The organism is Bacteroides faecium (assembly GCF_012113595.1).
GTDB lineage: Bacteria > Bacteroidota > Bacteroidia > Bacteroidales > Bacteroidaceae > Bacteroides > Bacteroides faecium.
Window position 1 is genome coordinate 6,749,037 of the sequence record NZ_CP050831.1, and the last position, 25,056, is coordinate 6,774,092.

The window sequence follows — 25,056 nt, forward strand, 5'->3', positions numbered from 1 at the left end:
CATGAAAACTATCTATGCCACAACAACATTGATTGGTATTATTTTTATGTGCACCACCATTAATGTGATTGGCGGCATTCATAATATACCTTCATCCTCCATTTTATTTTCAATTACAACCATTGCTATAGGAATAGGAGTTCTCTGTACATTTTTTATACGGCAAAAAACAGTATTCAAATTCACATGTACAGACTTATTTATGGTTGTGCTCACAATAAGCTATCTTGTTTATCATCTACCACTTTCAGGCAATCGGGAGCTAGGAACTGGGAGTCTTTTCTTTATTTACTGGTGTATCCGATATACAGGCAAACTTAATTATTCACTGATTTTCTATTTTATACTTGTTTCTATAACTTTGTTACTTATAACCTGTTATTCACAATATATCGGCCTAACGCCTTCCAACAGTCCATATTTTCGTATTACAGGCCCTTACCAAAATCCCGCCATTTGTGCAGGAGTACTCAGTCTGCTAATGAGTATTCTTACTGTTTGGCTTATTTATTCCCATTATCATACCTGCCATCACCGAACAATAAGAATTATTGTATTTGTATTATTCATTACTAGTATACCAATACTCATCATGACAAATTGCCGCTCCGCTTGGCTAGGATTCATAGTAATGATTGTATATTCTATTTCGAGCTACCGTTATCGAAAACAAAAAAAGACTATGAAACACCGTTTCCGAAAGAATTTCAAATATTGGTTGGCGGGAATAATGCTTCTCTTATTTCTTATTTATGGATTATATCAACTGAAACCAATGTCAGCCAACGGCAGACTATTAATATGGAAAGTAACTGCACAAATGATAAGAGATAAACCTCTTATCGGATATGGAGCAGAAGGTTTCAAACAACACTATATGCATTATCAAGCTGCTTATCTGAAAACCAAAGGTACTGAACAAGAAAGGTATATAGCCGGAAATAATCATCTGGCGTACAACGAGCCTCTCAGAATGACAGTAGAATATGGATTCTTAGGTGTTATTATCTACATTTGGTTCATTTATATCATATTCAAAGCTCCCCTACACACTACAATTGCATCCGCATCCGCCCGTGCCGTACTGATAACCGGTACTGTATGGGGACTTTTTTCTTACCCGAACGAAGCTTTCTCCATTCTTGTTATTCTGTTGATTGCCATTTTATGCCTATCAATTCATAACAAAACTTTTTTATACACCATCTCGACAGCATACATTCATAAAGGATTTAAGGTCATATTAACAGTTATCTTCTGCTACCTAAGCATCATTTTATTTAATCAATATAAAGCACAACATACATTCTATAAAATTCACCAAAGCACCAAGTCCTCTAATTTAGAGTCATTTATTTACAACTGTTCAATACTGGAAAACAATTTTAAAAATGAAGTATTTTTCTGGATGTACTATTGCGATGCCTTGAATGAAATGAAATATGACCAGACATTACAAAGTAAAATCCAAAATTGGGAAAGGTTATATCCCAGCCCCGAAACTTATATAATAAAAGCGGAATCACTGGAACGTATAGGTCAGGAAAAAGAAGCGGAGAAACTTTACTGGCTTGCACATTTCATGGTACCTTCCAGACAAAAAGCCCGTAGCAAACTGGCCATATTATATAAAAAACAAGGAAAAATGAAAGAAGCATTAGAGCTAGCTAATGAAATACTAACCGAAAAAGTAAAAAACTACAGTTTTGAGACTTATCGGATACACACGACATTAGAACGGATTTTCGAAAATCGAATTAAATAAATCATTCACTTAAAACATTATGTATGAAAAGAAACATGAAAAAGAACCGGTTATGGTTCGTTGGAATGTCCTTTATCTTCTGCACAGTTATCTATTCCTGCCTGCAAGACGAATGGGAAACGGACAACAACAAAGGAGATGAGAAAGTTATCGTTGGAAACAACAAAGAATTAACAGTGACCGCAGCACAGCAATGGTACGAAGAACATAATAAGCCTGTAGTCACAGTACGCTCAGTCGATAATGACGAAAACGAAATCCTCACCAAACCTAAATGGGAAGAAGCAAAGGAGAGTCGCCAAAGTAATTTCGAAGTTGTAGAAACAACTTTAATGACAAATGGCAGTACTATGTTTATGGACTCTGAGACTAAAATCAGATTCAACCCTAAAACAGATGCCAAAAGAGTGCACAATATTGCACGAATGGTCGTTATAAAAAATTTAAAAACCGGAAAAGTCTGCAATTTTATTATGATATTTGTAGGAACATATGATTATCTAAAAACGACTAGAACATTGGGAAAGAATAGCTATCTCCATCGGCAACCTGATTTTAATGGTGATGTATATTTCTTCAAACCGGGAGAAGGACTTGTTAATGGCTGGAGATATAGAAACGGAAAAATAACAGCCAGAATATCCCGAGGTACGGAAGAAGGATTTCGCATGTCTACCACTCGTGGTACTTATCAGCGGTGTCATACAGAAAGCTACTGGGTTTACGATACTAACTGTTGGGGAGATTCTTATTTCGATGACGAATTTGGATGGGGAGTTTCTTCCAATTGTGAAACCATATCATACCCTGTATATGATGAAGTTTGTGAAACTGTTGATGATGGGGTATCAGAACAGCCTGTTGAACCTTGGACACCAAATGAACAGCCAGGAGGATATGAGCCGCCTAAATCTAATGACGAACCTCAAAAAGGAACTCCTGAATATTATAAAAAGGAGTTAGAAAAAATATTGCCTAACTTGTCTGATGAATTAAAAAAAATGGACGTAGACATTAGTAATACCCAAATTAGATTTACCAAAGAAGGATGTTCAGCCAATGCACAACTTCTTTCTTATGGGAATGGAGGTATCATTGAAGTTTGTTCAAATTTTTTCAATTATTTATCTCAAGATCAAACTGCAATTTTATGGCACGAGGTATATCATCTTAATAATGATGATCCCAATTTAGTACGAAAACCATATAATTTTGATTATGATTTAATGTCTTCAACGCCGCCTACTATATTACAAGATGTTCGCATATATGTAGAATGGTTATGGAAAGATGTAGTGAATAATGATAAAGAAAATCTAATCAACGAAGATATTAAATATTATTTAACAATTTACACTTTATTGCCCCCAGAACATTATAGACATGAAATAGCGACTTACGAAGCTGAAATAAATAATTGTCCAAATGTTAGCGAGCATTATAGAGCAGAAAGAGAATATAACTATTGGAAGAACAAAGAGTTACTAAAATTATCAGAACAAAATTATAAAAACAACTAATTATGAAGATCTTAATATTTTTAGCATTTGCCTTCTCATCTATTTCAATAATGGGACAGCACAGTTTAGCTCTATCATATACATTTAATAAAGAAAACAAAGTACTAACTGTCAATTTAAAGAATCGGAATAGTAATGATATAATTCTTCGCCAAGAAAGACAACCATACGATGGAAGTAGTGTTATTGAAATATTTGCATACAACCAAAAGGATTCCATTATGGCACGCTTAAGAACAAACTATATTGATAACTTTCCTGCTATAATCCATTCAAAAGCAGTAAAATCGTGCAATAAAAGTTTGGAGTCTCTAAAAACTGAGATACCTAAAAATGAGAAAATAGAAAAAATTAAAATCCGATTTATTGTTCAAAGCTATAGTATAGGACAAACTTCGGATAAGAGTGAGCATTACGTGAAAGAAATAGAATACAACTGGAAATAAAACTGGAATTTACTTGTTATCTCAAATAACCTGCCATTGATTTGAAGTTCTTTTGGCAGGTTATTTTAATCATGCTTACAGAATAAAAGTCTAATATCTCATTAAGAATATCAAGGAATCCAAACTTAAAAAGCTCCAATAAAGCAACAAGCCAAATAAATCTGATTACTATCCCTAAATAGTCGACTTCACATCAAAAAATATTTTACTGAAGTTACGCAAGTAGCTATTAGGCTAGAAGCCTCTTACTATATAGCAAGGGCATCGCCCTACATATCCGGTACCTCCGAATTTCCGCCCTAAAAGAGCATAAAAGGCACACAGTTCCGCTCTTTCAGAGCTTATAGAGAGTTCACTTTTACGTAGGGCGATGCCCTACGTTGTATATTGTAAGTTTTTCAGGCTAATTGCGAAACTTGAATATCTTATATTAATAATCGCATGTTAATTCTATCTTAATGTGCTATTTTTAAGATTTTCTTAAAATTCAATCTCTCTAGAAATAATGAATCAGAGTAAAAAACGCATAAATAAATGCAATAATATGCGCAAAACATACTTATATTGCATAAAGTATCATAGAATATACAACATCTTTACCCTAATAAAACTCCAAAAGTTTAAAACGAACGTGTTGTTCCTCGGTGTGCGTCGATTCGTTCCTCACCGAGAAACCTATTCTTCCTCGGTGAGGAACAAATTGAAAGGCTATTTGAGCTTCTTTTTTCTCTAGTTCTTCTTAATTCATTGAGATAACAAATATATCAAAATGATTCCTTTTCCAACAATTACCTTTACATAGAATAAGAGAAAGAGACAAGTCTATATAATTTAAGCACCAGATTCTCCCCGAAAACAGAATAAACAAATTTAAAAAAATCCGGATATTGAGTTTTTTCTCTTCCACCTTTAAGAAGGAGCTAGTTCTCCCCTTCTTAACCGTTTAAATATTCTTTTTTTAAGAATGGTCATTATCTCATCCCAAACAAAGTACATCAGAAATATCCTGAAAAAAGTTTGTCGTCCTAAAACGCTTGTTGTACCTTTGTCAACATTAGAGCAATACTCTATAAAATATTTGGGGAATATATCAAACATAAAATAGATTGCTCTATAATTATCTGATTCATTTAATTACTTTTTATTCTACTATGCAAAAGTTATTATCCTTACCCCCTAACTTAATCCAGTGTTTCCACGAACTGGAAGAAGTGAATCATACCGACTGGTTTTGTACGTCAGACCCCATTGGAAGCAAGCTGGGTTCCGGCGGTGGAACTACCTGGCTGCTGCAAGCCTGCCATCAGGAATTCGCACCTCAAGAAACTTTTAGCAATTGGATAGGGCACGAGAAGAGAATATTGCTTCATGCGGGCGGACAAAGCCGCCGTCTGCCAAGTTACGGGCCTTCCGGTAAGATATTAACTCCTATTCCTATTTTTAGTTGGGAACGGGGACAAAAGCTGGGACAGAATCTGCTGTCATTACAGCTTCCGCTATACGAAAGAATTATGAAGCAGGCACCCGCCGGGCTGAACACATTGATAGCCAGCGGGGATGTGTATATCCGTTCGGAAAAGCCATTACAGGATATTCCTAATGTAGACGTCGTGTGCTACGGTTTGTGGGTGAATCCTTCATTAGCAACACACCACGGTGTGTTTGTGTCCGACCGGAAAAGACCGGAAGTTCTCGACTTCATGTTGCAGAAACCTTCGCTTGAAGAATTGGAAAGTTTATCCAAGACGCATCTTTTCCTAATGGACATCGGTATTTGGATTTTAAGTGACCGTGCCGTAGAAGTATTGATGAAACGTTCTTTAAAAGAAGGAACAGACGATATTAATTATTATGATTTATATTCGGACTATGGGTTGGCTTTGGGAGAGCATCCTAAAACTAAAGATGAAGAAATCAACCAATTGTTCGTAGCTATATTGCCTTTGCCCGGTGGAGAATTTTATCATTATGGTACAAGCCATGAACTGATTTCTTCGACGCTGTCTATACAAGACAAGGTACGCGACCAAAGAAAAATCATGCACCGGAAAGTAAAACCGAATCCGGCTATTTTTATTCAAAACTCCATCACTCAGGTGGCTCTTTCTGCCGATAATGCAAATCTTTGGATAGAAAACAGTGATATAGGAAAAGGTTGGAAATTGGGTTCCCGCCAAATCATAACAGGAGTTCCTGAAAATCATTGGAACATCTGTGTGCCGGATGGTATCTGTGTTGATATTATTCCTGTCGGCGAAGATGATTTTATAGCTCGTCCGTATGGTTTGGATGATGTATTCAAAGGAGCATTAGAAAAAGCTACGACTACTTATCTCAATCTCCCGTTCTCACTATGGATGGAAGAAAGAGGGATTACGTGGGGGGATATAAAAGGTCGCACGGACGATTTGCAGGCTGCTTCTATTTTCCCAAAAGTATCTTCCGTAGAGGAATTAGGGATATTAGTACGTTGGATGACATCGGAACCGCAATTGAAAGAAGGAAAAGAACTTTGGCTGAAAGCGGAGAAAGTTTCTGCTGATGAAATTTCGGCGGGTGCTAATCTGAAACGTCTTTATGCACAGCGCAGCAGTTTCCGCAAGGAGAACTGGAAAGGATTGGCTGCCAACTACGAAAAGAGTGTATTCTATCAATTAGATTTGCAGGATGCGGCTAATGAATTCTCACGTTTGGGCTTAGAGACTCCCGATGCCCTGAAAGAGGATGCCGCTCCAATGGTTCGGATACATAACCGTATGCTTCGTGCACGGATTATGAAGTTACGCGGAGAGGATGCTTGCCAAAAGGAAGAACAGGCAGCTTTCCATTTGCTTCGCGACGGTTTGCTGGGAGCTATGGCAGAACATAAAAATCGTCCTGTACTCAGCGTCTTTTCCGACCAAATCGTATGGGGTCGCAGCCCTGTACGGATTGATGTGGCCGGGGGATGGACGGATACTCCGCCCTACTCTCTTTATTCAGGCGGAAGTGTCGTTAATCTCGCTATCGAATTGAATGGTCAGCCGCCATTACAAGTATATGTGAAGCCCTGCAAAGAATATCACATCGTGCTCCGCTCTATCGACATGGGCGCTATGGAAATTATCAGAAACTACGAGGAACTGCAAGACTATAAAAAAGTCGGTTCTCCGTTCTCTATCCCGAAAGCAGCGCTCTCCCTTGCCGGCTTTGCGCCGTCATTCTCCGCTGAATCTTACGCTTCACTGGAAGATCACTTAAAAGCTTTCGGTTCGGGACTGGAGCTTACATTATTGGCTGCTATTCCGGCAGGTTCCGGCTTGGGTACCAGTTCTATTTTAGCATCTACCGTTCTCGGAGCTATCAATGACTTCTGCGGACTAGCTTGGGACAAGAATGATATTTGCAGTTACACATTAGTACTGGAACAGCTTCTGACTACCGGCGGCGGTTGGCAAGACCAATACGGTGGTGTATTCTCGGGCGTTAAGTTACTTCAATCCGAAGCTGGCTTTGAACAAAACCCGTTAGTACGATGGTTACCCGACCAACTCTTTGTTCATCCTGATTATCGCGACTGCCACTTGCTATATTATACGGGAATCACCCGTACAGCCAAAGGTATATTAGCTGAAATTGTCAGCTCCATGTTCCTCAATTCAGGTATGCATCTGAGCTTGTTGGCTGAAATGAAAGCACACGCCATGGATATGAGTGAAGCTATTCTACGCAGCAATTTCAGCAGTTTCGCCAATTTGGTAGGTAAGACCTGGATACAGAATCAGGCTTTGGACTGCGGAACGAACCCACCGGCAGTAGCGGCTATTATTGAGATGATTAAGGATTATACATTAGGATACAAACTTCCCGGAGCAGGTGGTGGCGGTTACTTATACATGGTGGCCAAAGACCCGCAAGCGGCAGGACAAATCCGCCGGATACTGACGGAGCATGCTCCCAATCCTCGTGCCCGCTTCGTAGACATGACGCTTTCTGAAAAAGGGCTCCAAGTTTCAAGAAGCTAAGAACCTCATAAAACAAGCTTGGGCATAGAATCCGATTTCCGTCTATGTCCAAGCTCTAATTCTCAAGCTTCATAATGATTTCTTTTACATGTTAATACTTGAAATTACTGTAAAGTAAATCAAAGCAATGATAAAGCCGATAGCGCCAACAACTAGCACGACACTAGCCCATTTCTTCTTTCCTGCTTCTTCCATGATACTGACTCTAGTTAGGGGATTAATATAATTATCATCAAATGTCTACTTCCACAAGGTCATAAACATAGATTTTCAATCAGCATCCATTCACCTGCCCTCACCCACAAAGTTATCATTTTCTACGGAAAATCAGCCATTCAAAACAACTTTTTATTCAATTTAGGCTAAATTATGCAAGTAAAATAAGAACTCGCATCTTGAAACTCAAACAATGTAATACAAAAAAACGCCACCAATCGTCTATTTTATTATTAAGCTATATATCAACAATCTAAAACTGTTTTATTTTATGTATTGCTGTTGATATATAATGTAAAAGTTGTACATTTGTAGACTTTATAAATAAAGGTAAAGCTTAATATACTAGACAAAGAAAAAAGATAAAACCTATAAAATACAAATATGAAATTACTCAAATTATTATTCGTTGTTCTGTTATTTTCTTGCAATGACGATTCATCAGAGAGTCTGGAAACGGGAGAACCAAAACAAATTGTCGTAACAATGATGAATCCTAATGCTACGGATATCACAAATGTTACCGGTACTTATAACCTCGAAAAAAACAAAGAATACTGTGTTCGGGAAGATGGCAAATACAAGATTCTATTAACCAAAAGTGAATATGAGGATAAAGATAAAAAGAAACAGGAGATTCTAACCTATAGTATCTTTGATGTAGCAAATCAAAAATATCTCTATTATACAACAGGAATAGATGTAGCCAAAAGACTTGAAAAAGAATGGAAGTATTACAGGACATACGACCCAGAAAAAGTTGACATACAAAACCCTGTCTGCACTTCTAATATTAAAGAAGAATAAAGGTATAATATCACACAGATATCAAACTATCATAAAAGAGAAACCGCAACTACTTACTGATGAAGTAATTGCGGTTTTCTAATGTGACCCCGGTGCGATTCAAACGCACGACCTTCAGAACCGGAATCTGACGCTCTATTCACTAAGCTACGGAGCCATTCTTTTCAAATGCGATGGCAAAAGTATAAAAAAACTTCTCATTTTCCTAATGTTTCTTCTTTTTTTATACTTCTTATGTCACTTCCCCTCATCCGAACTCTGTTATTTTGAAATGCTTTAGAGCATTTACTTTATCAATTTGACAATCTTTTAGAGAATATCCGTTACATATATCAATTTTATTCCTATCTTTGCCGACAATTAACATTCAACAAACCTATGAGTTACTTGATAAAACCTAAGAACTATAACCCACTACTCGACCTCAAACAGACCGAGCTGGGAATCAAGCAAATAAAAGAGTTCTTCCAGTTAAACTTATCATCCGAATTGCGTCTCCGACGTGTGACTGCCCCCCTGTTTGTGTTGAAAGGAATGGGTATCAATGATGACTTGAATGGAATAGAACGCCCTGTTTCTTTCCCTATCAAAGACCTGGGCGACGCACAAGCAGAAGTGGTTCATTCATTGGCTAAATGGAAAAGACTGACATTAGCTGATTATTGTATCGAACCCGGATATGGCATTTATACGGATATGAACGCCATCCGCTCGGACGAAGAACTGGGTAATCTCCACTCCCTCTACGTAGACCAATGGGACTGGGAACGTGTCATCACCAATGAAGACAGAAACGTGAACTTCCTGAAGGAAATCGTAAACCGCATCTATGCGGCCATGATCCGCACGGAATATATGGTATATGAAATGTACCCTCAAATCAAGCCATGCTTGCCACAAAAGCTACATTTTATTCACTCGGAAGAGCTACGCCAGCTTTATCCCGACCTGGAACCTAAATGTCGCGAACATGCTATCTGTAAAAAATACGGAGCTGTATTTATCATTGGTATAGGTTGCAAATTGAGTGATGGCAAGAAGCATGACGGACGCGCACCGGACTACGATGACTATACAACCAAAGGTCTGAACGACCTGCCCGGACTGAACGGTGACCTTTTACTATGGGACGATGTATTGCAACGCTCCATCGAACTATCGTCTATGGGTATCCGTGTAGACAAAGAAGCCCTGCAACGCCAGTTGAAAGAAGAGAATGAAGAAAAGAGACTGGAACTTTATTTCCACAAGCGACTGATGAACGACACCCTCCCCTTATCCATTGGTGGTGGTATCGGACAATCCCGCCTGTGTATGTTCTACCTTCGCAAAGCCCATATCGGAGAAATACAAGCCAGCATCTGGCCCGAAGATATGCGCAAAGAATGTGAGGAACTTGAAATACACCTTATATAATTACCATGAACGTACAGATTGAAGAAAGCTGGAAAGCACATTTAGAACCCGAATTTGACAAAGACTACTTTCGCACACTGACCGATTTCGTCAAAAGCGAATATAGCCAGTATCAGATATTCCCACCGGGAAAACTGATATTCAATGCTTTCAATCTTTGCCCTTTCGACAAAGTGAAAGTTGTAATCATCGGACAAGATCCTTACCATGGACCGGGACAAGCACACGGTCTCTGTTTTTCTGTGAACGACGGAGTCCCCTTCCCCCCTTCATTGGTGAACATCTTCAAAGAAATCAAAGCAGATATAGGCACTGATGCCCCTACAACGGGAAACCTGACACGCTGGGCGGAACAAGGAGTATTATTACTCAACGCCACCTTGACCGTACGCGCCCATCAAGCAGGCTCACACCAAAACCGTGGTTGGGAAACATTCACCGACGCCACCATCCGCGCTTTAGCAGAAGAAAAAGAAAACCTGGTATTTATCCTGTGGGGATCATACGCTCAAAAGAAAGGAGCCTTTATCGACCGCAACAAGCACCTGGTACTTACCTCTGCCCATCCATCCCCCCTTTCCGCCTATAACGGCTTCTTTGGAAACAAACATTTCAGCCGGGCAAACGATTATCTGAAAGCACACGGAGAAACGGAAATCGCTTGGTAATTGGAGAAGTTGAGAATGGAGAGTTGAGAGTTGAGAATAAAGAGTAAAGAATAAAGAGTAAAGAATAAAGAGTAAAAAAAATGGCTGCACTATTCGTCGAATGATAGCGCAGCCATTTTTCTTTTTCTATATTGTAGCAAAATTACACATCCGAATTTCCACTCTCCACTCTCAACTCTCAACTCTCCACTTCTCCTAGTACCACTGAATATTACTTTGTGTCTGACTCCTCTGCTCATACTTCAAGTCTTGCAGAATACTTGCATTCGCACGAATCGTAACATTGTAATATTTCCAGCGTCCGAAAGGCGAAAGACTGGCAGACAGATTGAAACAGTGCAAGTCACGAGAGATAGTGCAGGAAGTCTGCGTAATCTCCTTTGCCTGGAAGTCATAACCCGAGTTGAAAGACAACGACCAGTTATTGGAAATCTTCACATTTCCGTTCGCGTTGATATTATGCGTATACGTATAAGGATATCTCATAGAGTAGCGGTTGATAGGTTTCGTCCTGTCTTCGCGAATATTGAACGAATAACTAAGACTCAATGACCATGGCATCTTGAACACTTGATAACCGTCTGCGTCAGCAGCAGCCTTTTCGACTTTTTTGGTTACAGTACCATCTTCTCCGTCAGTTCCTTCCGAATCGTCATCTTCGCTGTCTCCTTTCTTCTTATCCTTTCCCTGCTCGGCATCCTCTTTCGGACCGAACCATTTCTTCCATGTATCATTATTAAAGGTATAATTGAAAGAAGAGCCATAGCCCTGGAAACGTCCGAAACGTCCGTACGACCATTCAGTACGGTTACCGGTCACTACATTACCATTCTTATCGAACGTATAAGCATACGTAGCGAACGATGCATTCATATTGAAAGTATAATTCTTAGTCAGCTTCAAGCGTAGATTCATACTCAAGTCACTCCACGGACGCTCCTTGGCAGCCATATTATAGGACATATTTGCACTCAAATCATCAATAAGGCTGACCTTCTTGACTGTATCTTTTTTTGCATCGTAATATTTCATTTCCAAGTTATTGGCTATCGAGAAGCTGACTGTTCCCGAGCCTTCACGAGAAGGTACACCATAAGGCTGCCCGGTGAAAGGAGAATAATATTGCGTATTGCCGTTATAATCGGTATATTCTTCCCAGTACTTGCCGAATCCCGGAGCACCACTCAAACTTACCTGCGGTGTGAATACGTGACGAATCTGTATTTCCTTCTTCTTCGCAAAAATCGGTTTATACATACCATACAATTTCGTACTCAGAGCCAAACTAGCCGAGTAATTAGATACACGATAAAAGCCGTTGAGAGAATCGCCCGGCAATGATTCCAGCCTGTGAGTATCTTCGTTGTAATGTTGATTGATTTTACGGGTATACCAACGTTCCGTATAATTGACAGAAGGATTAACCTGCAAATATTTGAACAGCGTAAAAGTAGCGCTGATAGGAATATTATGATTCATCGCATTCTCCCATTCGCTCAGTCCGGCTTTGAACAATCGGTCATCTTTCGTACGGATACTGTTCGTCAGACGTCCGGTATAGCCAACGGAAATCTTTTCATACCAGCGTTCGGCTCCTGCCGCTTTCTTACGCTTGAACGGAAACAGACGACTCAATGTGATATTAAGGTCGGGCAGTGTCACCGCAATCGAAGAGTCACGCATTGTCTGGGCGATATTGGTCGTTCCGGACAGTGTCAGACCGATATCGGGGAAACTGCGTGAATAACTGATACTTGATGTTTTGGTATTCTGAGTCAACAACTGGGAATTATAAAGGTTGTTGATATTAGAACGCTCGTAACTACTGGTTGAGAAGTTCACACTGGCAGAGAAAGTCGTGTTCGGACTGGCTTTGGCATCCTGGCGGTGATTCCACACTATCTTGAAGTCCTTGGCAACCGTATAGTCCGGCATACCTTTATCACCCGTCTTGGTGACCTGATAGTCCGCTTGCAGCGTACCGGAGTATTTATAGCGTTTATTATAGTTTGTCAAGCCGGAAAGTCTCCATGAGCCTTTCGTAAAAATATCCGCCGTCAACTTCAAGTCCATAATATCACTGATAGCGAAATAATATCCTCCGTTGGCCAGACCGAAACCACGGCTGGAGTCGTCCATATAGGTAGGCATGATAAAACCGGAAGAATAGCTGCTGGAGAAAGGGAAGAAGAAGAACGGAACAGCCAACGGCAAGGGAACATCTTCCACCACCAGATAAGCGGGTCCTGTTACCACATTCTTTTTGGGACGCACTTTCGCACGTGTCAATTGCATATAGAAGTGAGGATGATCGTGATGGTCGCAGGTAGTATAACGTCCATGCTCCATAAAGATTTCATCATTCGCGCCTTTCTTTGCTTTACTACCGGTCACATATCCTTCTCCTTGCTGGGTGACGATATCCGTGATTCCCGCTTTCTTGGTTTTGAAGTTATAACGGATAGTTTCCGTATCATAAGAGGTATCCCCTTCCTTAAATACCGGTTTACCTTTTTCCACTCCGGTGGAGTCTTTGATACCGTAAGCATGAACAGTACTGCTGTCCAGATTCATCGAAATAACCTCGGCAGCCAGTTCGATATTCTGATAATTGACCTTTCCGCTACCATAAAGCGTAGCAGCTCCGCCCAAAGTAAATACGGTGGAGTCGTTAGATTCATATACAACCGGTGCATCGAGCGGTTGTTTCTTCTGAACGGGTGCGATGGAATCGATGCGTACCGTAACCGTATCTGCTTTCAATGAGTCATTCCCTTGCAGGGAGTCCTTCTGTGCAGTATTGGACGTTATCATTCCTCGTCTTCGACGTTGAGACACAGCCTCATCGGGAAGCATCAGTAAGACAATCAGCAGTATAAATGATATAAGTATTTTTGCTTTCAATGGCGCCATTAACTAATAGTTTACGCTTGAAGTGGCAAAAGTACACAAACTTCACCAATTATGAGTTAGAATCTTCGTTATTTAATTATTTTTTAGTGCTATAAAAAGAGAGAGCACCATCTGTCAAAGCGGCTTAGACCTTCTTCACCATATTTTGCAATACTTTTCCGTGCTTTTTCCACTGTCTTCTCTTCGTCCAGACGGGTTTTAGAAAAGAATTTATCGGCAAAACAAATCAGTTGCTCTTCCATAGTGACAGGCAACATCTCACGATGAGGAACGGGAAGTTGCTGGTCGATAATATCTTGTAAGGAAAGTCCTGCTCCCGTATGGCGTTCGCAGACCAGCGCGTGTTGCGGAAAGCCTTCCGCCCGCAAGATTTCAGCGCCCAAATATCCGTGAGCAATATAAGGATTCTCTCCAAAGCACTGAATAGCCGGGGCATCCGTCTGAAAAATACCAATATCATGCAAGAGGGCAGCTTCTTTCACAAAGCTCCGGTTTAAACGTAGTTCGTGATGTGCATCCAGTATTTTCATAGCTTTTCCAGCCACCGAAAGACTGTGTATTACTAAAATCTGCCGCTGCTCTGTATTTTCCGGATAATACTTGTCAATGATTTCGTATGGATTCATGTGCTTGTTTTTTTGCTCTCTTGATGAGAAATTAATATTTTTGTGCAATATTACTAAAAATTACCGACATGAGAAATAGAACTTCCATCATTCTTTGTTTTCTATTTGTCGCGCTCTTTCCCGAGTGCGTCAGCGGCAAAGTTGCCACAGGTGCCGAACGCTTCGAACAATACCTGCCGTTTATCCAGGGAAAACGTGTCGGAATGGTTGTAAACCACACCTCTGTCGTCGGGGCGGGGCAGACTCACTTGCTCGATACTCTGCTGAAACAAAACGTCAACATAGTCAAAGTATTTGCCCCCGAACATGGATTCCGGGGAAATGCGGATGCAGGAGAGACTGTGAAAGACGGAAAAGATTCGCGCACCGGAGTCTCCATCGTTTCCCTTTACGGCAACAACAAAAAGCCGACTGCCGCCCAACTAAAAGATATCGACATTATCTTATTTGATATTCAGGATGTGGGAGCACGCTTCTATACTTATATCAGTACTATGTATTATGTGATGGAAGCCTGCGCAGAAAATAATAAAGAGATGATTGTACTAGACCGTCCCAATCCATGTGATTACGTAGAAGGACCGATACTCAAACCGGCTTATCGAAGTTTTGTCGGTATGCTCCCTATCCCGGTGCTTCACGGATGCACCATCGGCGAACTGGCACAAATGATAAACGGGGAAGGATGGATTGTCAACAAGAAAAATCCTTGTCCACTAAGGGTAATCCCAATGACCGGATGGAAACATGGAGAACCTTATTCACTTCCCATAAAGCCCTCTCCTAATCTACCGAATGACCAGTCCATCCGTCTGTACGCCTCGCTTTGCCCTTTCGAAGCAACCCGCGTCAGCGTAGGCCGGGGAACTACATTTCCTTTTCAAGTATTGGGAGCACCCAACAAGAAATATGGAGATTTTACTTTTACTCCCCTCTCTCTCCCCGGCTTTGACAAAAATCCGATGCACAAGAATGTAGCTTGCTATGGAGAAGACCTTCGGAACGCGGACGACGTGAACGGATTTACGCTTTGCTACTTCCTGCATTTCTACCGTTTGTCCGGTGAAGGCGCAGCCTTCTTCTCCCGTGCCCGGTGGTTTGATTTGCTTTTGGGTACGGATAGTGTACGTAAAGCTATCCTCAGAGGGGATTCGGAAGAAGCTATCCGAAATAGCTGGCAAAAGGAATTACAGGCTTATAAGGAGAATAGAAAGAAATATCTTCTTTATGAGTAAAAAACAACTATCATACTCTCATCCATTATCATAAATCACTTATTACTAAAACAATAAGTATGAGAGATACCTGTTATTTTCGGTATCTCTCATACTTAGACCATCAAAAATGGGGTATCTCTCATACTTGACTACTTCATCTCCTCTTCCGAACTCTCATCTTTTTTCCGTTCACCATCAACTAGCAATACACTTTTTGCATTAAGCGGAGATATTACAGGCCGTTTTAACTGACTTTCCAGTTGCTTGCGAGCAACTTTTGCTACATTCCCTCCATCTTTTGCCACTTCGGCATTCTCGGCGAAACCGGATGGGTTTCTCTCTTTGGATAAATCCGTAGTAGCCGTTTCGGCAAGCATATTAAGGATTAGTTCAGTGTTCGTCATATTGTCACGAAGACTTTCTTTCTTCAATCCTTTAAATTGCTTATATTCTTTCGCAGACTTTTCAGCCCATGTCTGATAAATAATATCCGTTAATGCAGCAAACTGAACACCCTCTTGCATTCCATTCCTTTTCCATTCATCAGTGAGTTCCTTTCGGACTTCAATTGATTTCAATCGTTGATTAATCCAATTGTCCGAGTAACCCAAAGATTTATATTCCATCATTGCCCGATTAATGGTCAGTTCGGGATTCTGCATTTCATCCAAACGTTCTTTGGCAACTTGTGCCATCCACATTTTAAACGGTTCGGCTTTTGGCGAAGGAATTGACTGGATAAGACGAAAAAGTTGTTGGGTGGTAGCCACATCTGTCTTATACAGTTTACCGTCGGAAGAGGGTAATTTCAGTTGTCCGATTTCTTCGGACAACTGACTTCCCTCTGTTTTCAATTTCTTTTTTAAATCCCCCCAATACTTGCGCGGGCGGTCACTGTCTGTTAATACTTCGATCACATCAACAATAGAAAAATACCACTCTTCCTTTTGGTCATCCCAAACAGCACGAATCTTTTTATCTTCAAATACTTTTATAGCATCTTTTTTAGTCATAGCACTATATATATGATGTAAATAATTACTAAATAACAATTTCTATTCCACTTCCAAAGGAACAACGTGATAATACGTACCGTACGTCTTCCGTTTGGATTTCACCCCAAGCCGTTGCAAGATACGTCCGAAATAAGAAGCCTGTCTGGCGGAGAATGTCATTTTACTCGCTTTCTGAATCCGTCGCAGAATGTCGATAGCCAGCAACCATTCGCCTTCCTCCTCTTCTTCCGCCCCACGATAATAAACCATAAACAGTTGTTCGATGGCAGGTGATTGTTCAAACTCACGATTGTTTTCCGTCATGATAGCCTCTTCTTCGGAGTCAAACCAATAACGTTCGTTATGATAAAGCAACTCCAGCGCCTGTGCATACAGTTGTTCATAATCAATAGGACGCGACACATCTATAACTCCCGTCATATAGATACCGATGAAACGTCGGCTACCGGAAGTATCCGTCAACAAATCCCGATGATTGCTCGTGGCAATGAACGAAGCATACCGGCGAAGCTCTTCCACCGCCGAAGCATTCGGACGACGCGTGTTCACTACCGGCTTTTGCAGAATATGTTTCAGAAAAGCCTGCTGAGTAGGACTAATCTGATCGAATTCATCCATATTAATAAGCAGAAAGCGATTCAGATACAACTCCGCATCCCGCTTCCGGCTGAAATCAATACTGTCCGTATAATAAGCCTGCAAAGCAGGCGGAAGAAGCATTCTGCAAAAAGTTGATTTCCGGTATGCCTGCGGGCCAATCAGCAAAGGCGAAGTACTGTTCGCATGCTTCTTGTCCATCCCCCTCCAATGGGCAATCATGCTTAGAAACCATCGCCGGAACAACGGCGCCCAATGCGGATTATCACAGGGAACCCGGTTAGCCAGTTCCAAAATCCGGTCCTTACCGTCCCAGCGGGGCAAGTGATACAAAAACTCCTCTACAGGCTGATAGACAGGCACATGATCGGAATCCAGATAACGGATAACATCCCTGTCCCACATTTTCACCCCTTCATACATGGCATTCATCGTGATACTTGCCAACACCCGCTTGTCTACCGGACGAAAATAGAAATTGAAACTATTCCGTTCGCGATATTCCACTTCCGTAGTCAACGTATTATATCGGAATTCATAGCGACGCTTCATAAATTCGTCCATCTGCATGGCGAAAAGTTGCTCGGTCGTCAGACTGCTCTTCTTGCCGAACCCTTTGGCGGTACGATACACGCTTTTCACAGTTTCGCGAATCAACAAGTCGTCCGAAGGGAGCCTGTAGTGCGCCTTCGTCCACCGCACGGTATCTTCTTCGGGGATACCCGCCCGAAAACAATGTCCTGCCAGACACACCAGCAACGGTTGCATATCTTCTTCTCCCCGATATCCGTCCAATTCTTCGAGTGCCCGGTTGAATGCAGCGGAGAAAAGCACCGACAACGCTTCATAATTCTCATATCCGGGCGCCATTCGCTGCAAAGGCGAATCGGCTTCCCGCGTTCGTTTGATAAAAGCCGTTTCGGACGGAAGGCTGACGGGCTGCTTCATGTAAATGGGCATCGCTTCCGGATTGAAATAAAGTTCGGGATCGTATGTCAGCCGGCAATATTGTTCGAGTGACGGCTCTTTAAGTTCAATATCAAAAGGCAGTTGCGGCTGATAATATTTCACAGCCGTTTGATAGGCATGCGCATGGAAAAACTCCGCCTGCTCGCGCGAAGCCGGCAAGTGGTCGTCCGGATAGGTGAACCGCACCCATATCTTTACTGATTTGCCGGAAGAGCCGGTGAAGGCAAGGAATGTTTGCGGAAGTTCTCTGACCATTTCCTTTATCTCGTCGGCTTCCGTCCTTCCCGAAAGATTATTGACTTCCATCATCACTACGCCATTATATTCGTTCAAGGTCATCACCCCTTCTTTACGGACAAAAGCTGCCGCAGGCAGCACTTTAGGAACTTTACGCACCTCTTCAATCGAATTTCCCGGAAGAGTATATCTCAACGCTTCCCTCATTTTTGAGACGGGCTGCGCCTTGACTTCCGTTTTCATCAGCTCCAAAAGGAGCTCCATTTTCAACGTCCGTAAGGTATTTACCTTGCCATCGTCTCTGAGCAATGTTATTTTCATCTTTTTTTATTATTATTTCCAATAAGAGGAAAGCTGCACTACAGCCATACAAAGATACGACAAGCACCTCGTCCAAACAAATTTTCCCGTCTTTATTTGCCACGCCATGCGGCTTTATTTTACAGAAATAATACTTACTAAATTTGCAAATAAAGGCAGGATAATGTATCTTTGCAGGCAGTAAGACTCCAGCCCGCATACGTGTGCCGTACAGCCCACGAATGCGGGCTGTACAGTTTACATCCGCGGGCTGTACAGCCCACAAATGCGTGCCCAAGAAAAGCAGCTGATTCGAGCAGGTTATCCAGGCATCAAATGTAGGTTATCTTGCTGCAAAACAATAATTAGAATGCCTTTTGAAAGGCATTACAGCCATATTAACCAATAAATAAAAAGACATGTACGCAAAGTATGATTTTCGTAAAAAACCGTCTTCGAAAGAAGACGAAGACGAACAGCCACTGTACCCCCGCATCGTATCGAACGGGACCATCGACTTTCAACACATTGTAAAAGAGATCGCCCAAGCTTCCAGTTTTACACCGGCAGATATCGAGGGAGTCCAACTGGCTATTGAAAATAAAATATCCGAATATTTAGTCAATGGGTATCATGTTCAGTTGGGTGACCTTGGCTATTTTTCCGCCAAGTTGAAAGCACGTCCGGTAATGGATGCCAAAGAGATACATGCGCAGTCTATCTATTTCGATAATGTAAATTTTCGTCCATCGTCTTCTTTCCGAAAAAAGGTTCGCGGATTTGTAGAAAAAGCAAGGTCGGGATTTGCACATTCCGCTGAAATTCCGGTGGAAGAACGTCGCCGCAGATTGGAGAAGTTTCTGGATGAACGACCGATGATACGACGCAAAGAGTATACGCAACTGACAGGACTGCTGAAGAATAAAGCGCTGAATGAATTGAACGGTTGGGTGAAAGAAGGGGTACTAGACACCATTGGAAGCGGCAGTCATAAAATTTATGTGCGGGTTAATGCCATGAAAGATTAAACAGCAAAAACAGTGGAATAAGAATGATAGATACCCATATTTCATGAAGAAAATATGATAGATACAAAATTTCAGAAACATCTATCATACTTATTCATCAGATAATAACTATATTAGCAAAAAGAATGAGAGTTATGATAGTTATTTTCTACTCTAAGAGCAATCAGTTAATAACAAAACAATGAAAGATAAAACACCAAAAAGCTTCAGGGGAATAGCCCGGACATTACTTCTTGTTTTCTGTTATACCTTTGGTAGCCATGCTTTTGCATTGGCTTTAGAGCACGAACAAACAGTAGAAATTTATAAAGTAACAGATGTCCCCAATCCGCGTAATGAAAGCTCTTCCAATTGGGTTAGTAATCCGAATCAGATTTTGGATGAAAGTTATGTGTGGGAGATAAATAATATGTTATTACAGTTAGAAGATTCATTGAGTATTGAAGTGGCGGTTGTTGCGCTCTCTTCTATCGGAGAAGATATTCCGGCAGAGTTTGCCCACAAGCTTTTTGAACACTGGGGCATCGGAAAGAAAGCGGACGACAACGGATTACTGATTCTTTTAGTGCTCGATCAACGTAAAGTCACTTTCGCAACCGGATACGGTTTGGAAGGAGTACTTCCCGACGCTTTATGCTTTCGCATTCAACAGAATGAAATGGTTCCGTGGTTTAGAAAAAACGACTTTGACAGAGGAATGACAGAGGGAGTCCGGGCTGTAACATTGGTGCTTTATGGAAGCGACTATGAACCAGTTTCTCAAGGCACTTCTGATAATCACTGGAAAAGTGCCGGCAATACATTGTGGAATTTTCTAGCAAATCAGTCGCCTATGCTTTGGATATTCTTGATACTGGTAAATGTTCTCACTTATCGCATGAAGGTAAATAAAGCTCGCCCCAAAGACGGTTCAGCATTAGCAGCAATCAAAGTCCTGACACTTTACAGCCCACTTGGATGTCTTGTGTTGTTTTTTCCGGTATGGCCTGCACTTATTGCGGCATCCTTATGGTATAAGTTCTACCAAAAACAACGTGTTATTTTGCAGAGTAAGACCTGCGACTCTTGCAAAGCTGTGGCTTTACAACTTTTATCCAATGAGCTTGCAACCCCTTTATTATCTGCTTCCGAGCAAATGGAACACAAACTAGGTTCTGCCATCCACCGTATTTATCGATGTACTTCCTGCGGCTGGATATTACGGTATAAATCTGTCGTCGGAAGCGAATATAAGATGTGTAATCAATGCCATACCATTGCTTCCAAGCGTATCAGTCCGTGGAAAACAGTTAAAGAAGCCACATATTCCGATGCCGGATTGGAGGTTGCCGACTATCTTTGCCTAATGTGCGGAGATAAAAAGCAGACAACACAGAAGATTCCCCGCAAGACACCCCCAAATAGTGACAGTCCTAGTAATAGTCACAGTAGTAGCAGTAGTAGAAGCAGCAGTAGTAGTAGCGGTAGTTTTGGGGGTGGACGTAGCGGTGGCGGTGGAGCGTCAAGTAGTTTTTAAGATTGGCTATTCATTTGAAGAAGTCGATTAACCAAACAAAGACGTGGAAACACATCTCACCTGAATATTTTCATAGAAAGATGGTTATCCACTCCTTTATTCTAACTATTTTTGCATAGATAACCGAACATAAAAAAGTGAAATGAATATCGAAGAATTTAGAGAATACCGCCTGTCTTTTAAGGGAGTCCATGAGAAGATGCCGTTTCCCAATGTGCCCGACAAATATAGCCGTGACGTTCGTAAGCATTCGGCCTCGTGCGTGTTTGTTTCCCTTCTTTTCCTTCCTACCTTTGTGTCTTCATTACAATCTTAATCCATATATGTGTTCAGTATTAGTATTTTCTAGCGAAAGTGATAAACTACGTAGTCTTTTGTCCGAGTCTAACCATTTTGATTCGGTTCTTTTCATATTTGATGGTGGTCGTCGTTATAAAGTTTCGGCTTCCAGCCTTGGTATCTACCCTTACTTTGGAAGAGTACGAAGAGCTGCGCAAGGAACGTGAACGCCTTTGAAAAGGAACATGCAGAACTTCAGAGAAAGGTGGAGCGCTCTATAAGACCATTGACTTTGAACAGAAAAAACACTCTTTTCTCCGGTTCACATGAGGCGGCACATGCAGCGGCAATATTCTTTTCACTGATGGGATGTTGCAGGGAAAATAAGGTGAACCCAAAACTATGGATGCAGGACGTGTTGATTAGGGTACAGGAGAAAGAAAGAGAAGAGAAAAAACGACTACGCTGATTTACTGCCATTTAATTGGAAAGGATAAACAAGAAAGATGGATAAAGTCAAAAGTCAGACATGCTTCGTCTGGCTTTTGACTTTATTATAGCTTGGAGAGAAATAAGGGCGAGGCCGAATGCTTACGATAAAAGAGATTAATATATATCAAACTTTAGTGTAGCTTAGGAATTTATTTACCGAGATAGCTATTCGTTGTTTCAAATTAATCACTACTTTTGTAGCAATACAAATAAAAGACTTATCATGTGATGAATCGGAGAACACACAATTGGATTATGTAAACAATCAATCATACTGAATTATGAAGAAAGTAAAACGTATATTGATTTATGTGTTGGCTATAGGTACAATCATTTATTTAGGATTCTACTTTGCGCCTATCAAGATTTACTTAATGCCGATAAATGCATGGGAACGTCAGATTTGGTCGGGGCCTACTTCCACACAAAAAGAGGAAAACTTTGTAGTCTATAATCATTTGTGCAAAAGCAAGCAGACACTTATCGACAGTATCATTGCTTTCCATGACCGGACAATCCGATTGGATTCGATTAAAAAATATCCTGATGGCTATCACCGCAGCTTTTTCAGAAGGAGCATCGTTCTTAATAAAGACTACCGGGAAGAACCGAATGGTTCGGATATCATATTCGATCATATGGACAAACTGATTTTGGCAGTTGAATGGAGAATTACAGGAGATACGGTCTGCGCGAATTCCTTTAGTGAAAATTATAAAGTTCATCTTACAGATACTGCAACAACATCAATATACAGCCTATCCAAATTAGTCAGAGAAAAACAAAAATAAAAAACATGACGATGAAAAAACTAAATTTCTTAAGCTTGTTGTTCATAGCAATCACTATTGTGAGTTGCCGTAATACAACAACAAAAAACACGACAACAAATGTTGCTCCTTCAAACGAAGAAATACAAAAAGCTGGAGAAACAAACAATGAAATGTTGAGACTTACTACAATGGAATTGACGGATAAAAAGTGGCTGGAGATAAAATCCGGTTATGACAAATTAATGAAGGCTCAGAATGAAATCATGGATGGAGAGTACTACGAAGGTAGTCTGTATATAAACTTATCCGGAATAGCAACGCCTGATGATGTTTCTTTGGGAGGAATGATCGTATATTATAAATTGAAAGAGCAAGACTATCGGTTTCTACCGGACAAGGAATATGCGGAACGTATTAAATATGTTTTCGGGATTGACTTGAATGCTCCTGATGCTTTAGACAAGAATAAATTAAAAAATCATGAAGACTACATTGTAGCTCTAAATCCAAATCCTGATATGGACAGTGAAAGCAACATACAAGACAAAGAGTTCTATCCATACAGGAATCATCTGTATTTTTTCAAAAAATTCAATATCTGTGTTGTGCAAATGCCTTCTGCCCTATTACTGGAAATAGATAAAAACACGGACAAGGATCATATTAATGTTTATAAAAACCCTTTTGATTATCATTGGAATAATTATGTACTAAATGACAATAAGGCTAGTCTAACCTGGTTATTAAGCAATGGAAAAGAAATGGAAGTGAAAGATTTGCTATTTTGCTTTGGCTATGATAAGGACGCCAAGTTGAATAAACTAATATTGGACAGCATCTCTAATAATGCAAATGACGGGTATTCCGTTGAAAGTCTGGAGCAGGCCTTTGCAGGGAGAGATTTAAACGGCAAATTACAGATTCATGAGAATCTACTAAAGTTTATACAAGAAAATCCAACTAATGATTATGTCAAAATGCTTGATATATATGGGAATTATTGTTTAGGAGAAAGAACGGATCGCAAATTTACAAGGGATGAAAGTTTTAAGATTGCCGCATATATTACTTATTATCTGAAACTGATAGATTTAGAAAACCACAAGCGTTCAGGTAGCGACGAGTATCTTATAATAAATGATATGTTGTTTCGAATAATCGGAGCACTAGAAGATGAAGAAGGGAACCAAAGAGATGATGAAGGTGGGGACTCCAAGTTTCTGAAAGAGATAATAAAGAATGATTACTATAATCTGCCGAATTTCAAAGAAATGGTACATGGTTTAGTAAACGATTACAGAAATATCGGCTATTCATCTGAAGAAGCCGACTAACCAAGTAAATGATATGTAAGCCTAATAAAAGAGAAATGAATATAGAAGAATTTAGAGAATACTGCCTGTCTTTTAAGGGAGTCCATGAAAAGATGCCGTTTCCCAATGTACCCGATAAATATAGCCGTGACATTCTATGCTTTTATGTAGCAGACAAATGGTTCTGTTTCGTTAATATTGAGATTTTCGATTTTTGCTGCATCAAATGCAACCCTGATGAATCAAGGGAGTTGCAAACCGAATATGCCGGTATAAGACCGGGATGGCACATGAATAAGAAATATTGGATCAGCGTCTATTTCAATCAAGATGTACCTGATGAGAAAATCAAAGAGCTTGTAAGCAACTCCTACGATATCGTAGTCAAAAGTCTGACAAAGAAAGAACGGGAAATACTATAAATAAAGGAAGGATTCAAAAACCTCCCAAACGTAAATCCTGTACTCTGTTGTCTTTCCAAAAAACAGTGAAATTATAATTTACACCACTATTCCTGTAAAACACAATCTCCCAACTATCACTATATAATACAGCCGGCACGATCGTATAGGGATAAAATTCATCCTGCCAGGATCCGTATATTTTTTCTTTATATTTCTGCTGGCTTTTGCTGGACAGCATGCTATCTAATTGTTCTGTCATAGGTACCCAGTTCTGCAATAACACCTGTAATTCCAATAATTGCCTGGAGAACGGAGCAGAAGCATCCCCTTCTATCAGAACAAGAGTTTCTACCGAGTAAAAGGGCAATTGCACTGCACCGCTCCAAAGGTAGCATTTATCTCGCCACCAATCACAAACCTTACAGGTAAAGATGCCCAAACCTTCCACTTTATACTCTCTCTTAGTTCCAAACAACTCGTTTATCAGTGTCTTGAATACTTTCATTACTTTTCCCATCGTTTTCATTTTTTTTG

The 25,056-nt window shown here is 40.5% G+C and carries 18 protein-coding genes, 1 tRNA gene and 2 pseudogenes; 15 read left to right on the plus strand and 6 right to left on the minus strand.

From position 1 onward, the window contains the following. The first annotated feature begins 1 nt into the window (after position 1). The 5 genes from BacF7301_RS25650 to BacF7301_RS25670 all read left to right on the plus strand — a co-directional run bounded on the left by BacF7301_RS25650 (position 2) and on the right by BacF7301_RS25670 (position 8,758). Positions 2–1,765 (plus strand): O-antigen ligase family protein, encoded by a 1,764-nt coding sequence (locus BacF7301_RS25650; protein WP_167967028.1) that lies wholly within the window; start codon positions 2–4, stop codon positions 1,763–1,765. Positions 1,766–1,788: 23 nt separating this feature from the next. Then, positions 1,789–3,285 (plus strand): hypothetical protein, encoded by a 1,497-nt coding sequence (locus tag BacF7301_RS25655; RefSeq protein ID WP_167967029.1) that lies wholly within the window; start codon positions 1,789–1,791, stop codon positions 3,283–3,285. Positions 3,286–3,287: 2 nt separating this feature from the next. Next, positions 3,288–3,731: a hypothetical protein gene (locus BacF7301_RS25660; protein ID WP_167967030.1), complete on the plus strand. Its 444-nt coding sequence runs from the start codon at positions 3,288–3,290 to the stop codon at positions 3,729–3,731. Positions 3,732–4,864: 1,133 nt separating this feature from the next. After that, positions 4,865–7,735 (plus strand): bifunctional fucokinase/fucose-1-phosphate guanylyltransferase, encoded by a 2,871-nt coding sequence (locus BacF7301_RS25665; protein ID WP_256380267.1) that lies wholly within the window; start codon positions 4,865–4,867, stop codon positions 7,733–7,735. A 600-nt stretch (positions 7,736–8,335) separates the two neighbouring features. Next, entirely contained in the window at positions 8,336–8,758 is a 423-nt protein-coding gene (locus tag BacF7301_RS25670) for a hypothetical protein (RefSeq protein ID WP_167967032.1), read from the plus strand. Positions 8,759–8,842: 84 nt separating this feature from the next. Here the strand turns inward: BacF7301_RS25670 and BacF7301_RS25675 are convergent. Further along, a tRNA-Arg gene (locus BacF7301_RS25675) sits at positions 8,843–8,915 on the minus strand. Positions 8,916–9,136: 221 nt separating this feature from the next. Here BacF7301_RS25675 and asnA point away from each other — a divergent pair. Together asnA and ung are read left to right on the plus strand one after the other, a co-directional pair. Then, positions 9,137–10,174: an aspartate--ammonia ligase gene (gene asnA / locus BacF7301_RS25680; RefSeq protein WP_167967033.1), complete on the plus strand. Its 1,038-nt coding sequence runs from the start codon at positions 9,137–9,139 to the stop codon at positions 10,172–10,174. 5 nt (positions 10,175–10,179) lie between these two features. Continuing rightward, positions 10,180–10,842 carry a uracil-DNA glycosylase gene (gene ung / locus BacF7301_RS25685; protein WP_167967034.1) on the plus strand — a complete coding sequence of 221 codons (663 nt, stop codon included), beginning with the start codon at positions 10,180–10,182 and terminating at the stop codon, positions 10,840–10,842. A 195-nt stretch (positions 10,843–11,037) separates the two neighbouring features. Here the strand turns inward: ung and BacF7301_RS25690 are convergent, their stop codons facing one another. Together BacF7301_RS25690 and BacF7301_RS25695 are read right to left on the minus strand one after the other, a co-directional pair. Continuing rightward, positions 11,038–13,755, minus strand: coding sequence for a putative LPS assembly protein LptD (locus tag BacF7301_RS25690; protein ID WP_167967035.1), 2,718 nt, complete (start codon positions 13,753–13,755; stop codon positions 11,038–11,040). 89 nt (positions 13,756–13,844) lie between these two features. Continuing rightward, on the minus strand, positions 13,845–14,381 hold the full coding sequence (locus BacF7301_RS25695) for an HDIG domain-containing metalloprotein (protein ID WP_167967036.1): 537 nt from the start codon (positions 14,379–14,381) through the stop codon (positions 13,845–13,847). 68 nt (positions 14,382–14,449) lie between these two features. Here BacF7301_RS25695 and BacF7301_RS25700 point away from each other — a divergent pair, with 68 nt between their 5' ends. Then, a complete protein-coding gene (locus BacF7301_RS25700; RefSeq protein WP_167967037.1) occupies positions 14,450–15,616 on the plus strand; it encodes an exo-beta-N-acetylmuramidase NamZ family protein in 1,167 nt (388 codons plus the stop codon). Positions 15,617–15,747: 131 nt separating this feature from the next. Here BacF7301_RS25700 and BacF7301_RS25705 read toward each other — a convergent pair whose 3' ends face one another. Then, positions 15,748–16,611 carry a BRO-N domain-containing protein gene (locus tag BacF7301_RS25705; RefSeq protein ID WP_167967038.1) on the minus strand — a complete coding sequence of 288 codons (864 nt, stop codon included), beginning with the start codon at positions 16,609–16,611 and terminating at the stop codon, positions 15,748–15,750. Between the two features lie 42 nt (positions 16,612–16,653). Further along, positions 16,654–18,738, minus strand: a complete 2,085-nt coding sequence (locus BacF7301_RS25710; protein WP_167967039.1) for a BT4734/BF3469 family protein — start codon at positions 18,736–18,738, stop codon at positions 16,654–16,656. A gap of 398 nt (positions 18,739–19,136) precedes the next feature. Between BacF7301_RS25710 and BacF7301_RS25715 the strand changes: the two genes are divergently transcribed. From BacF7301_RS25715 to BacF7301_RS25745, 7 genes and pseudogenes are all read left to right on the plus strand, one after another. Further along, entirely contained in the window at positions 19,137–19,745 is a 609-nt protein-coding gene (locus BacF7301_RS25715; protein ID WP_167967040.1) for an HU family DNA-binding protein, read from the plus strand. A gap of 181 nt (positions 19,746–19,926) precedes the next feature. Further along, a complete protein-coding gene (locus BacF7301_RS25720; protein ID WP_167967041.1) occupies positions 19,927–21,261 on the plus strand; it encodes a TPM domain-containing protein in 1,335 nt (444 codons plus the stop codon). Between the two features lie 142 nt (positions 21,262–21,403). Then, positions 21,404–21,502: pseudogene (locus BacF7301_RS25860) on the plus strand (MmcQ/YjbR family DNA-binding protein); the annotation flags it as partial. A gap of 303 nt (positions 21,503–21,805) precedes the next feature. Further along, positions 21,806–22,037 (plus strand): annotated as a pseudogene (locus tag BacF7301_RS25730) (transposase domain-containing protein); the annotation flags it as partial. A gap of 276 nt (positions 22,038–22,313) precedes the next feature. Beyond that, positions 22,314–22,823 (plus strand): hypothetical protein, encoded by a 510-nt coding sequence (locus BacF7301_RS25735; protein WP_167967042.1) that lies wholly within the window; start codon positions 22,314–22,316, stop codon positions 22,821–22,823. Positions 22,824–22,834: 11 nt separating this feature from the next. Continuing rightward, positions 22,835–24,139 carry a hypothetical protein gene (locus BacF7301_RS25740; RefSeq protein WP_167967043.1) on the plus strand — a complete coding sequence of 435 codons (1,305 nt, stop codon included), beginning with the start codon at positions 22,835–22,837 and terminating at the stop codon, positions 24,137–24,139. Between the two features lie 35 nt (positions 24,140–24,174). Beyond that, a complete protein-coding gene (locus BacF7301_RS25745) occupies positions 24,175–24,540 on the plus strand; it encodes an MmcQ/YjbR family DNA-binding protein (RefSeq protein WP_167967044.1) in 366 nt (121 codons plus the stop codon). 13 nt (positions 24,541–24,553) lie between these two features. On the opposite strand, the gene BacF7301_RS25750 is transcribed toward BacF7301_RS25745, so the two are convergent. Beyond that, entirely contained in the window at positions 24,554–25,039 is a 486-nt protein-coding gene (locus BacF7301_RS25750; protein WP_167967045.1) for a hypothetical protein, read from the minus strand. Positions 25,040–25,056 lie beyond the last annotated feature (17 nt).

Bases quoted from the DNA above. Each gene is read 5' to 3' on its own strand.
- ung (WP_167967034.1), top strand. From the start codon at position 10,180: ATGAACGTACAGATTGAAGAAAGCTGGAAAGCACATTTAGAACCCGAA.
- BacF7301_RS25710 (WP_167967039.1), bottom strand. From the start codon at position 18,738: ATGAAAATAACATTGCTCAGAGACGATGGCAAGGTAAATACCTTACGG.
- BacF7301_RS25660 (WP_167967030.1), top strand. From the start codon at position 3,288: ATGAAGATCTTAATATTTTTAGCATTTGCCTTCTCATCTATTTCAATA.
- BacF7301_RS25720 (WP_167967041.1), top strand. From the start codon at position 19,927: ATGAAAGATAAAACACCAAAAAGCTTCAGGGGAATAGCCCGGACATTA.
- asnA (WP_167967033.1), top strand. From the start codon at position 9,137: ATGAGTTACTTGATAAAACCTAAGAACTATAACCCACTACTCGACCTC.
- BacF7301_RS25655 (WP_167967029.1), top strand. From the start codon at position 1,789: ATGAAAAGAAACATGAAAAAGAACCGGTTATGGTTCGTTGGAATGTCC.
- BacF7301_RS25735 (WP_167967042.1), top strand. From the start codon at position 22,314: ATGAAGAAAGTAAAACGTATATTGATTTATGTGTTGGCTATAGGTACA.
- BacF7301_RS25700 (WP_167967037.1), top strand. From the start codon at position 14,450: ATGAGAAATAGAACTTCCATCATTCTTTGTTTTCTATTTGTCGCGCTC.
- BacF7301_RS25745 (WP_167967044.1), top strand. From the start codon at position 24,175: ATGAATATAGAAGAATTTAGAGAATACTGCCTGTCTTTTAAGGGAGTC.
- BacF7301_RS25670 (WP_167967032.1), top strand. From the start codon at position 8,336: ATGAAATTACTCAAATTATTATTCGTTGTTCTGTTATTTTCTTGCAAT.
- BacF7301_RS25750 (WP_167967045.1), bottom strand. From the start codon at position 25,039: ATGGGAAAAGTAATGAAAGTATTCAAGACACTGATAAACGAGTTGTTT.
- BacF7301_RS25740 (WP_167967043.1), top strand. From the start codon at position 22,835: ATGAAAAAACTAAATTTCTTAAGCTTGTTGTTCATAGCAATCACTATT.
- BacF7301_RS25690 (WP_167967035.1), bottom strand. From the start codon at position 13,755: ATGGCGCCATTGAAAGCAAAAATACTTATATCATTTATACTGCTGATT.
- BacF7301_RS25705 (WP_167967038.1), bottom strand. From the start codon at position 16,611: ATGACTAAAAAAGATGCTATAAAAGTATTTGAAGATAAAAAGATTCGT.
- BacF7301_RS25650 (WP_167967028.1), top strand. From the start codon at position 2: ATGAAAACTATCTATGCCACAACAACATTGATTGGTATTATTTTTATG.
- BacF7301_RS25695 (WP_167967036.1), bottom strand. From the start codon at position 14,381: ATGAATCCATACGAAATCATTGACAAGTATTATCCGGAAAATACAGAG.
- BacF7301_RS25715 (WP_167967040.1), top strand. From the start codon at position 19,137: ATGTACGCAAAGTATGATTTTCGTAAAAAACCGTCTTCGAAAGAAGAC.